The organism is Bacillus sp. FAU20 (assembly GCF_056033865.1).
Genome location: NZ_JBVYHY010000011.1, coordinates 20,055 through 31,566, shown reverse-complemented (window position 1 = coordinate 31,566; position 11,512 = coordinate 20,055). Strand labels below are relative to the sequence as shown.

Below are 11,512 nucleotides of genomic sequence, written 5' to 3'. Positions count from 1 at the left end.
AACCATTCGACAAGGTGTACCGATTTATCGACAAATAACAACAATAAGAAAAGGCTGTTCCAGATGAACAGCCTTTTCTTTATTTACTTGAAATCTCTTTATTGTTTTGAACGTCTAACGGAGCTCGCTTCCCTATTCCAAAAGCATAGAAACTAATTGTAACGATAGCTAAGAAAATAATACCTACAACTAGTGAAATACGAGTATCATCGTTAAACCACATTCCGATTAATACCATAATTAAAAAGGCAATCGTTAAATAGTTTGTTACAGGAGCAAATGGCATTTTGAACGGATGATCTTTCATCTCTGCTCCCTTTTCTTTCCTAAAACGAATTTGACTAATTAAAATGACGAACCATGGTACCATACCAGGAAGTACACTTGCGCTGTATACATATACGAATAAGTTTTTCGGTGCGATATAACTTAATACAACACCAACCGCCAAACCAATAATTACACCAACTGTACCGAATAAAGGTACACCATTTCCAGAAAGTTTTGTGAAATATTTTGGTGCTTGTCCATTTATCCCTAACGTATAAAGCATACGTCCAGCACTATAAATACCACTATTACAACCAGACATTGCCGCTGTAATTACAACGAAGTTAATAAGTCCAGCTGCTGCCGTAATACCAACTTTCGCAAAAGTCGCTACGAATGGGCTACCAATTGTACTTAATTGATCCCACGGATACACAGTTACAATAACGAAAATAGCACCAATATAGAATATTAAAATACGCCAAATTGTACTTTGAATTGCTCTTGTAAGTGTCTTCTTCGGATTTTTCGCTTCACCAGCAGTAATCCCGATTAATTCCACACCTTGATATGCTCCAACTACAAGTGATAATGCAAAGAAGAATCCTGAAAAACCACCTGTAAAGAAACCGCCATTTGACCAAAGATTAGATATACCAATCGCTTCTCCACCGTTACCAATTCCGAAGAAAATAAGACCAAATCCCGCAATAATCATTAATAGAATCGTAACGATTTTAATCATCGCGAACCAAAATTCGAATTCACCAAATGACTTAACTGAAATTAAGTTGGCTGCACCAAGAATAACCATTGCAATTATACCTGGTATCCAAGCTGGTAAATCTGGGAACCAATATTGCATATACGCTCCAACCGCGATAATTTCTGACATCCCAACGATAACCCACTGGAACCAGTTACTCCACGCTGTCATATAACCAGCTAGTGGATGAATATACTTATGACCGAATGTCGCAAATGAGCCTGTACTTGGCTCCATATACAACATTTCTCCCATGGCACGCATGATGAAGAAGATGAAAATACCTGCAATTGCATAAGCAAGCATTACTGACGGACCTGTCCATTTAATCGTGCTGGCTGAACCCATAAACAAACCAACACCAATTGTTCCGCCTAAAGCAATCATTTGAATATGACGTGCTTCTAAACCTCTTTTCAATTCTTTGTTTGCCACTTCACTTCCCCCTCTTAGATGATTCATAGTCGTCGCATTTTAAAACAAGATGCTTTCCCCTAATTCCCTTTGGCCCTGAAAATGATGAAGCAAACGTCATTTTACACTAGCTTTAAAGCTATCCTAAAATCGTTTTGCGCTCCTAATAAAATTCTCAAAACCTTTCATCTTCCAATATTCTATAAATCTTAAAATTACTTACCTTATATTAATTCATTAATCTGAAAAATTCAATTATTTTTTCAATAAATTATTATACATAAGTCTGATTAATTTTTAACTAAATTAACAATAAAATACATCTATTCAATATGATTCCGGCATGTATATTATTACAATATAAATAACCGAGGAGAACATTTTTTCCTTAGTTTCATATCTTAAATACTTCAGCCTTTATTGTTAATAACGTAATTTCCCACACATTCAATTTATATACCAATGAGAAATTTAATATATTAATAAACTACTAACTTCTTTACCCCAGCCAAATTTTGAGGCAGAAACCTTTCTGCCTCAAAACAACGGAATAAAATATAAAAGAATCTCATTAAAAAATGAGACTCTTTTATGATTTCATATTTAAATCGATTTCGAAGTTTGCTTACCAAAGATAAACACCCTAGTAAACACTGCCATTATAACTACAATAACCAGAAAATAAAGTGGCATCACCATTAATGAGCCTGTATGCAGCTGACTCATTCCCCAAATTGTCGTCGTTACAATTACATAGTACCCTAAGCTAAACAATGCACCTGCTGTACCAATGACATCTTGAAAATCTACTAACGCTAAACTTAAACAGTTAGGTAACGCTATGCCAATTCCTAATAGCAATATAAACATCGCTATTAAAAATACAACCATATATATTACATTCGGATTTGATCCAACAAACGTAATAACAGATAAAAGGATAGCTCCCCCTGTCATTACAAGACAACCGATATATATAATTTTCTCTGGTTTATAAGTAGCAAGTAAACGCTTTGAAACTTTCGCTCCAACAATAGAAGCAGACGCAACAACAATTCCTAAAAACCCATACGTACTAGGTAATAACTGAAAGTATTCAATAAAGATAAACGGTGCTTCTGCATAATAGCTAAATAAAACACCATTTGCTCCTCCAATTAACAGCCCATATGTTATCACTTTCGGATTTGTAATTAACCTCTTCAAGACTGAAAATACATTTATTTTATTCGTTACTGAGCCCGTTTTTGTTTCAGGAAGAGAAACAAACGTATACAGAAAAATACCGATACTCATAACTACTAAACTTAAAAATACTATTTTAAATCCAAACATTTGATCAAGAAAGCCACCAATTAACGGTCCTATCGCTGGTGTAAAAGCAATGACTGCCGAGATTTGAGCAAACATAACATGCCTCTTATGCCCTTCTACACTTTCACGAAGAATCGTTTGCGTCACAACTGATCCTGCACTTGCTCCAAACGCTTGAATAAAACGACTTACCAATAAAACTTCAATGGAATTTGCAATAAAGCATAAGAAACTCCCAGCGCCATATACGACAATTCCAAATAACATTGCCCGGCGACGGCCAATTATATCTGATAGCCATCCAATAAAAAATACACCTAAAGCAAATCCAGCAAAATACACACTAAGCGTTAACTGCACCTCATTATTACTTACATGTAACGCCTTTGAAATGTCCGGTAAAGACGGTGTGTAAATCGTTTCACTAATTTGCGGAAATGCGACAAGAATAATCATTAACAAAAGTGATGGTACTGAGACTTTTTTCATTTTTCATACCCTCCTATAACTTTGAAAATCTCAGAAATAAAAAGACTTTCCTTAGCTACGGAACAGGAGGGGCCATTATAGAAATCCGGTCATAAAACAACAAAGAAAACACCTCAATTACGTATGTTAATACTTATAGGAGGGTAATATTAACATCGATTTTTAAATATACTTTTTCAATTATATTACATATTACTTTTATTTTTCTAGTATTAACGTTCAAATGTGCTTTTTATATTAGTGAACAACTAATACACGCCATAGAAGATAACTACTTGATATAACCACCTTATTATGGAATAATTAGAAATAGTTTGAATCTATAAACCTAATTATAAAATGATATACTCATATATTCCTAATGTCATAAAGCTGAACAAGTAGGAGGACTTTCGTAATGATTGAAATTTTAAGGACAGTAGTAAACTTTCTAATTTCTCTATTCTCAGGAGAATTACCATTTGTATATTATGTATGGATTATTACCCTATTCCTAATTCAAATAACCCAATCTACTCTAAACTATAAACTCTTTAACAAGAAAGACAATTTCAGCACTTATATATTGGAAGGATTACTTGCTTTTATTATTTTATTGTTTGGAGGAATATTAGTATCTAAGTTACTTGCTTACATAATAGACGATCCTACTATTAATATGACGAATTTAACACATTATTTTGTTTCTCTTATCATATTAACTATATTTGTCGTAATAACCTGTGTTAAAGACTTTATAGAGACATCTATAAAGAATAAAAATATATCTCTTTTTAGCTTTTTAGTAATTTCCTTCATAACAAGTATACTTTCATTCAAGTTTTTATCACCTTTAATTGAAGGTTCTTTTTCTCTTTCTAAATCTTTTATCACCACTTTAATCATTCTTGTAACTATATCAATCCCTCTATTAATTTCCTTAGAGGATAAGTATGCAGACGAAAAGGAAACGGAAAATTTATAGTTTCTCATTTACATAAAAGAAAGAGGGAGCTCCCCTCTTTCTTTTAAATCATCCCTTTTAATATCAATCCTAAAACTGACATTATTATCGCGCTAATAATAATTCGCAAAATCCAAGTAGTGTTTGTACTTATTTTTTCTAATTGCTTATTGATTGTTGCTATGTCTTTCTCATTAATAGTGGTACGCGTTTCTAAATTTCGAATGTCTCTCATAATTTCTTTTTGCTCCGCCTTGAGACTGTCAATTTTAGCGTAAACATCTTCCATATATTCACACCCTCTGTTCATCTTTATAGAAAAATCTATATATATTATGAGACAACCCTCTTACCTGTGAATACATTCCGTATATCAGCGTACCAAATTATTTGTACAATCTAATTGAATCACTCACATGTTTCCATTCTTCTATTTATGAATTAGCGTTAAGATACATTAAAATTAGAAAAGGAATCCCCTGTTTATTTAACAACAAACAAGGTGCAATCCAACATTCGGGAGCACCTACGATAATTTCTATTGTTTTCATATTTACAACTTAATATAATCAGTATGATTTTCTGAAGAATCCACTTTTTGAACTGCTTAAAATATACTAATATGAATACGAAATAGCTGTATTGATAAACTCTCTAGAACAATAAATATACTGGCTGAAACGGATCTGTATCCAATATTTTTTCCAGTAACATGAATGGTTATTTCTGATAAATGCGTTTGTACATCATTGTTTTCAAAAATTTCATTCTCAACCTTTACAATATCTGCTTCACAATCTACTTCTTTAAAAGTTTTCAATAATTTTGTTTCCAATAAACTACAATCAAAGCTCTCATCTTTTATTACGGCAAATTTAACCTTCATATCGATTTCCCCATTTTTAACAAACTAAAATCATTAAATCAATATAAATATATATTATTCTATTAAATAATTCAAAATATACGCTTCTTACATACATTATTAACAATCAGTTCTAAAGAATTAAATACAAAAAGAAATTAAATAGTAGGCGTTCCACTAATCTTTAGTATAATTCGTCTCTTAATTATTTTGCTCATTGCGCTTTTTTTATGTTCCTCCCTATTTCAACTGAACTTTGTGTAATAATGCATATCCCAAATACCTTATTTCCTTTCACTCATACTTTTATCATTGAGTTTTTATTCACAAATTCGTAACACATATATATGAGTTATCATGCTAAAATTAGTTTATTCACAAGAAGAAGTTATTCTTAATAAATCAATAATTTTTAATACCCTGTTTAAAGCCTTGCCCCCCTGCAAGGCTTTCTCCTATTTAACTAGCGTAGTAGTTATCTCTCCCCTTTGTTCCTTACCCTACAAATAATACTGAATATTTATTTTAATTTTTCAGCATCCACACTCACTCTGTTCGAAGGCTCTTTACCAAATATTCAATCTAATGATAAAATTGACCAAATTAATAATTTCATGCATCACTGTATCAATAAGTACAATAAAGTGAAACTTTAATCAATCGTGCTTTTACAGGTAACCTGCCCCCACCTAACGTCTTTGCTTCCGCTGAATTTTGAGGTGCGGGTCTTACTGCCCGGCAAATAGCGGGATAAAGACACAAATAGTACTCTCACGATTAAGTAAACGCGAGCTTTTTCTTCTATAAACTTACTATTTAAGGTTAATAGTTTAGTAACAAGATTTAAAAATTCGACTTAAATTCATTGATGAATGGAGAGGTTTATATGAAATTAAAAGACAAAGTAGCAATCATAACTGGTGGTGCAAGTGGAATTGGCAAATCTACTGTTCGTCTTTTTATCGAAGAAGGTGCAAAAGTAATTATTGCTGACTTTTCTGAACGTGGAAAAGAACTATCAGATGAATTGAATGCACATGGATATACTACGTTATTTATTAAAACTGATGTAACAAAAGAGGCAGATATTAAACAGCTAATTCATGAGACAGTAAGTACATACGGTAAATTAGATATTATGTATGCCAATGCCGGCGTTGCTGATGATGCACCGGCAAACGAATTATCCTATGAAAAATGGAAAAGAACTATTGATATTAATTTGTCTGGGGTATTCCTTTCTGATAAATATTCGATTGAACAATTTCTTAAACAAGGTACAGGTGGTGTCATCGTTAACGCTGGTTCGATTCATAGTTTTGTTTCATTACCTACCCCAACAGCATACTCCTCTGCAAAAGGTGGTGTGAAACTATTAACTCAAAATTTATGTACTGCCTACGCTAAATATGGAATACGTATTAATGCGGTGTGCCCTGGTTATATTGACACCCCTTTACTAGGTAGTGTTAATCCTCAACAGAAAGAATATTTAGCTTCACTTCATCCGCAAGGCAGACTTGGAACACCAGAAGAAGTCGCTAAAGCTGTCTTATTTTTAGCAAGTGATGATGCTAGTTTTGTTAACGGTACAACACTTCTTGTTGATGGAGGCTATACTGCACGTTAATTTAAAAATTTTGAAGCACCCTAAAAAATATATAGTCTTCAACAAGAAAAAGCGCCATCACAAGTGACGGCGCTTTTTCTATGTAAGAGCAACTAGAAGGTATCCTTCTAGCCTACTCCCATTTATAAGTCCAAAACTGTTCAAGTTGCAGCCATTTTAATGTTGCTGCATCTTTGTTTTTTATTTTTGCATGCGTATCTTCCAGCATTGCTTCTGTTTGTGAACGGTGCGCACCTAATGCAGTTAATTTATGATCAAATACTTCACTAATGTTATTTACAACATCCGGTTCTCCTAATACTGCTTCACGATTTTTCGTAATCGCAACAGCATGGATAACTGGGCGCTCTTCTTTTGGCATACGTGATACAGCGCGAACGACAGCGCGGCCAAATGCATTATGATCTGGATGTACACCGTGCTCTGGATAAAATGTAATAATTCGAGATGGATTTACTTCTTGAATGATTGCTTCAATTTTGTCAGCAACGAAATCAACATCTTCAAATTCTAACGTTTTATCATGGAAGCCAAGCATTCTTAAATCTTTAATGCCCATCGCTTCACAAGCATCTTTCAATTCTTTCTCACGGATATTTGGAATCGTTTCACGGTTAGCGAATACGTTCTTACCCATGTTACGTCCCATTTGTCCTAGAGTACCACATGCATATGTTACAGGTACTCCTTGATCTGTTAATAAGCGAATTGTTCCTCCCGCAGCATATGCTTCATCATCTGGATGCGGAAATACAACAAGTACATGTCTCTCCATAAGTTTCCCTCCTTCTTACTTAAATGGTGTTAAGCTTAACTCAAGTGCAACTGCTAGACGACCTAAATTATCATGTCCAGCTAGTAATAAACGCTCTTGACCATCTACTTCCCAGTGCGTAATACCTTCAGCATATACCCAACCGTGATCCATTTTTAGACCAACTCGGTATGGATTTGTTCCAGTTATCTTCCCGCGTTCAAAACGGATAATTGCATTTCGAATGAAAGCACCAACTGTCATCATCTTTTCATTTATGTGTGATGCATACGCTCCGTTTGTCGTTTCTAAATGAATATATACATCTTTATTTACAAAACGTTCAATTTCATTTTGAATAAGAGAACTATCTTTTACTATTTCCATCGGAATTCACCTCTTTAAACCATTTTACGCAAAAATAATGTAAATTGCTATCTCTATATTAGAGGACAACGCTCACTTTTCCTAATAATTTGCACTGTGTTTTTTATATTTTTTATATGATATGTAAAAAATACATTTTTTCCTTCACTTTGTTAAATAGTTTTCTTTCTTTTTTGAATTTGCTACAATATATTTTATCCCGCATTATTGCAGCGAGATACATTTCGACAATTGAATACATAATTTAAAGAAGGTGACATGGTTGGAACAATCAGCACATGAAGTAGCAAATTGGCAATATTATTTTGCAATTGCCGTATTTTTAATCACGTACGGATTTATTATTTCTGAGAAATTGAATCGTGCTGTAATCGCACTATTCGGTGCTGCTATTATGATTATTTTTGGAGTTGTAGATTTACATACTGCTTTCACATCACATATTCAATGGGAAACGATTACCCTTTTAATTGGGATGATGATTCTCGTACATATTACGAGTCAATCAGGCGTCTTTGAATTTGTGGCCATTAAAGCGGCAAAAGCAGCTGGCGGAAAACCGATTCGCATTTTATTATTACTATCCCTATTAACTGCTGTCGGATCAGCATTTTTGGACAATGTAACGACTGTTTTATTAATCGTTCCTGTTACATTATCCATTACACGTATTTTAAAAGTAAATCCTGTGCCTTATTTGATTTCAGAAGTGCTGTTTTCAAATATAGGCGGAACAGCAACATTAATCGGTGATCCACCTAATATTATGATTGGATCAGCAAACAAGCATTTAGACTTTAACGCCTTTTTACTTAACTTAGCTCCAATCGTAATTATTATTTCTATCGTGACACTTGGCATTATTTACTTCATGTATCGTAACAAACTAAAAACAACACCTGAACAAATCGAAAAACTAATGGCATTAAACGAAAAAGATTACATTAAAGATCAAAGCCTCCTTTTAAAATCTATTTCGATTTTAGGACTAACTATTTTAGGCTTCGTACTTCATTCGATTATTCATGTAGACGCTGCTGTTATCGCGATGACAGGCGCTACACTTCTTATGTTAATCGGCGTGAAAGAACATGATATTGAAGATGTATTTGCCCACGTTGAATGGGTAACCATTTTCTTCTTCGCCGGACTATTTGTTCTCGTTGGCGGGTTAATTGATATCGGACTTATCTCTTCACTTGCAAAAGAAGTAATTGGCGTAACAAACGGTGACATCGGATTCGCAGCTATACTTATTTTATGGGTATCTGGCATCGCATCTGCGACAATCGACAACATCCCATTTGTCGCTACGATGATTCCTCTTATTCAAGACTTAGCTACAGGACTCGGACTATCTGTCGATTCTCCGCAAATCGAAGTACTATGGTGGGCGTTATCTCTTGGAGCTTGCTTAGGAGGAAATGGAACGCTAATCGGAGCATCTGCAAACGTAGTCGTTGCTGGTATTGCAAAACGTGAAGGACATGCTTTCTCTTATATGGACTTCTTAAAAATTGGTTTACCATTAACTATTGTTGCACTCTTGTTATCACATGGTTATATATATTTACGTTATTTAATGTAAAAGTTGTATTGCATGAAATTATATCGTCAAATACAAAAGGTTTGCAGCATCGTGCTGCAAACCTTTTTTCATCACCAAAATATACCGATAATTGCTAACCCACCTAAAATCATACCACCAATTTGTCCGACAATTGTTGGTGATAATTGAACACCTTTTCTCACTTCAACAACTGGTCTTTCGTGCCTTAGTTGCTGCACTTCGCTTTGCAGTTGATGTACACTTCCGTGTAACTCTTTAATTAGTTCCTTTAATTCAGCGACCTCTTCATTTACTGGTTTTGCTTTTTCTAAATTCATTTTACATAACTCCTTATAAATTCAATCAGTTCACTGTAAATTTTCGCCAATTATCATTATATCTCCTGCATACTACATATATAATATTGAATGTATTCGCTAATCTTGCAACCCTATCCATTCATCCCGCAATATCCCCATAATGATACGATCAAAACACTTCCCATCTCTTTGAACCGCTTCTCTCATACACCCTTCCATCTGAAAACCTATCTTTTTATACAACGCAATGGCTGCTTTATTATAAGAAATCACATCCAGACCGACGCGGTGTAAATTCAATTCATAGAAAGCATATTTTAAGATAAGATGGATTGCTTCTCTTCCATATCCCTTTCCTCTATCATTTGCATCTCCTATACCAATGGCTAATAAACCCGTTCTGTTATTCCACTCTATGCCATGAATTGCAACAAAACCAATTAAGCAATCATCTTGAACTGTCCTTAACATAAAAGAAACACTATTCGATCTCCGTCCCTTTAATAGCCCATCACTTGCTATTTCTTGTATCGATTGCGGGAATGCTACATCTGTATCTACATTCCTTAAATACTCACTATCTTCTTGCCACATAGCCATTACTTCAGCATCTGCTTCTCTAATAGCTGATAATTTAATCGTTTTATTTTGAAAAAGATTCATTGTCATTTCAAACTCCCCCTTTTTTAATAACAGGGATAATTATTAGCCTATTTATCCCCTTATTCTATAAACTGCTTTATACACGGGATACTTACAATAAGCGCTGACATTGGCACATCTCCTCTACACGAAATTAACTTCATTGTATAATTTTTCGTTTATTCTAACAATAATAAAAAGCCCTCCAAATTTAGAGGGCCTTTCCTAATAGCGAAACTATATTATTTCGTAAACATTTTCTCCGCTTCATCCATTGCCATTTTGTTACCTAAAGCAGAATAGTCAAGCCATGGTTGGTCATTAATAATGTATACGTGCTTACCTTTAACAGCTTTTAAGTCTTTCCAAATTGGTGTTTCTTGAAGTTGTTTAAATGCAGCTTTCGCTTTATCATCTCTGTTAACGACAACGAAAATAGCATCTGCATCAAAGTCAGGTAATACTTCTTGTGAAATGACTTCGAAAGGACGGTTTCCATCAATTTTCTCTACACCATTTGCAGGTTGTAATCCTAAGTCTTGGAATAAAATTGGTCCCATCGGTCTTTTCGTACTAAATACTCGTAATTCTTTTGCAGTAACGCGAATTGCCATTACTTTTTCGTTATTACCTAATTCTTTATCTATTAAACTTTTTACTCGTTTTGATTGCTCTTCGTAATCTTGAATATATTTATCCGCTTCTTTCTCACGGTTTACAAGTTTACCAACTTGTTTTAACTGATCTCTCCACGTGCCTTCATCTAAGTTGAAAGAATGTGTTTTTGCAATTTTTTCGTATTTCGCTAAATCTTTGCCCGCGTATTTTTCATCCACATAAATGTCAGTTGGCTTCAATTGAAGTAACGCTTCCATATTCGGATCTGTTACAACACCAAGTTTCTTCGTATCTTTCAACTGCTCTTTTGCGTGTGGTAAGAAATCTTTTAAATCTCCGCCAATAACAGAACCTACTGGTGTAATTCCTAATGCAAGTAAATTATTTGTTAAATGAATGGACATAGAGGCGATTTTTGGATCATTACTTTTTTCCGTTTTTTTCGTTGCCTCTTCATTAGCTTTAGTTTGACCACATGCTGATAATACTAAAATACACATCATGCTAAATAAAATAGTAAGTTTCTTTTTCATATGTTCTCCTCTTTGAAG

At 34.0% G+C, this 11,512-nt stretch carries 12 protein-coding genes; 3 read left to right on the top strand and 9 right to left on the bottom strand.

All coding sequences use genetic code 11. The features are described from left to right. Nucleotides 1-79: 79 nt before the first annotated feature. Both AC0OM3_RS08540 and AC0OM3_RS08535 read right to left on the bottom strand, forming a co-directional pair. On the bottom strand, nt 80-1,471 hold the full coding sequence (locus tag AC0OM3_RS08540) for an amino acid permease (RefSeq protein ID WP_001284408.1): 1,392 nt from the start codon (nt 1,469-1,471) through the stop codon (nt 80-82). A 582-nt stretch (nt 1,472-2,053) separates the two neighbouring features. Then, the gene (locus tag AC0OM3_RS08535; protein ID WP_061884433.1) at nt 2,054-3,253 is read right to left on the bottom strand and encodes a multidrug effflux MFS transporter; all 1,200 of its coding nucleotides are present in this window, start codon (nt 3,251-3,253) and stop codon (nt 2,054-2,056) included. Nucleotides 3,254-3,650: 397 nt separating this feature from the next. On the opposite strand from AC0OM3_RS08535, the gene AC0OM3_RS08530 reads away from it, so the two are divergent. Continuing rightward, entirely contained in the window at nt 3,651-4,217 is a 567-nt protein-coding gene (locus AC0OM3_RS08530) for a DUF5823 family protein (protein ID WP_000570039.1), read from the top strand. 43 nt (nt 4,218-4,260) lie between these two features. On the opposite strand, the gene AC0OM3_RS08525 is transcribed toward AC0OM3_RS08530, so the two are convergent. Beyond that, nucleotides 4,261-4,485: a hemolysin XhlA family protein gene (locus AC0OM3_RS08525; RefSeq protein ID WP_000390462.1), complete on the bottom strand. Its 225-nt coding sequence runs from the start codon at nt 4,483-4,485 to the stop codon at nt 4,261-4,263. Nucleotides 4,486-4,803: 318 nt separating this feature from the next. Continuing rightward, entirely contained in the window at nt 4,804-5,082 is a 279-nt protein-coding gene (locus AC0OM3_RS08520) for a hypothetical protein (RefSeq protein WP_000865020.1), read from the bottom strand. A gap of 865 nt (nt 5,083-5,947) precedes the next feature. On the opposite strand from AC0OM3_RS08520, the gene AC0OM3_RS08515 reads away from it, so the two are divergent. After that, the gene (locus tag AC0OM3_RS08515; RefSeq protein WP_061884434.1) at nt 5,948-6,691 is read left to right on the top strand and encodes an SDR family NAD(P)-dependent oxidoreductase; all 744 of its coding nucleotides are present in this window, start codon (nt 5,948-5,950) and stop codon (nt 6,689-6,691) included. 112 nt (nt 6,692-6,803) lie between these two features. Here the strand turns inward: AC0OM3_RS08515 and bshB2 are convergent, their stop codons facing one another. Together bshB2 and AC0OM3_RS08505 are read right to left on the bottom strand one after the other, a co-directional pair. Next, nucleotides 6,804-7,466: a bacillithiol biosynthesis deacetylase BshB2 gene (bshB2, locus tag AC0OM3_RS08510; protein WP_000439487.1), complete on the bottom strand. Its 663-nt coding sequence runs from the start codon at nt 7,464-7,466 to the stop codon at nt 6,804-6,806. A 15-nt stretch (nt 7,467-7,481) separates the two neighbouring features. Then, nucleotides 7,482-7,832 (bottom strand): YojF family protein, encoded by a 351-nt coding sequence (locus AC0OM3_RS08505; RefSeq protein ID WP_000407046.1) that lies wholly within the window; start codon nt 7,830-7,832, stop codon nt 7,482-7,484. A gap of 262 nt (nt 7,833-8,094) precedes the next feature. Between AC0OM3_RS08505 and AC0OM3_RS08500 the strand changes: the two genes are divergently transcribed. Further along, nucleotides 8,095-9,420, top strand: coding sequence for an ArsB/NhaD family transporter (locus AC0OM3_RS08500; RefSeq protein WP_000437989.1), 1,326 nt, complete (start codon nt 8,095-8,097; stop codon nt 9,418-9,420). 71 nt (nt 9,421-9,491) lie between these two features. Here the strand turns inward: AC0OM3_RS08500 and AC0OM3_RS08495 are convergent, their stop codons facing one another. The 3 genes from AC0OM3_RS08495 to AC0OM3_RS08485 form a co-directional block, all read right to left on the bottom strand. Then, the gene (locus AC0OM3_RS08495; RefSeq protein ID WP_001047304.1) at nt 9,492-9,719 is read right to left on the bottom strand and encodes a coiled-coil domain-containing protein; all 228 of its coding nucleotides are present in this window, start codon (nt 9,717-9,719) and stop codon (nt 9,492-9,494) included. A gap of 99 nt (nt 9,720-9,818) precedes the next feature. After that, nucleotides 9,819-10,370, bottom strand: coding sequence for a GNAT family N-acetyltransferase (locus tag AC0OM3_RS08490; protein ID WP_000178470.1), 552 nt, complete (start codon nt 10,368-10,370; stop codon nt 9,819-9,821). Between the two features lie 215 nt (nt 10,371-10,585). After that, on the bottom strand, nt 10,586-11,494 hold the full coding sequence (locus AC0OM3_RS08485; protein ID WP_000728233.1) for an iron-hydroxamate ABC transporter substrate-binding protein: 909 nt from the start codon (nt 11,492-11,494) through the stop codon (nt 10,586-10,588). Between the last annotated feature and the right edge of the window lie 18 nt (nt 11,495-11,512).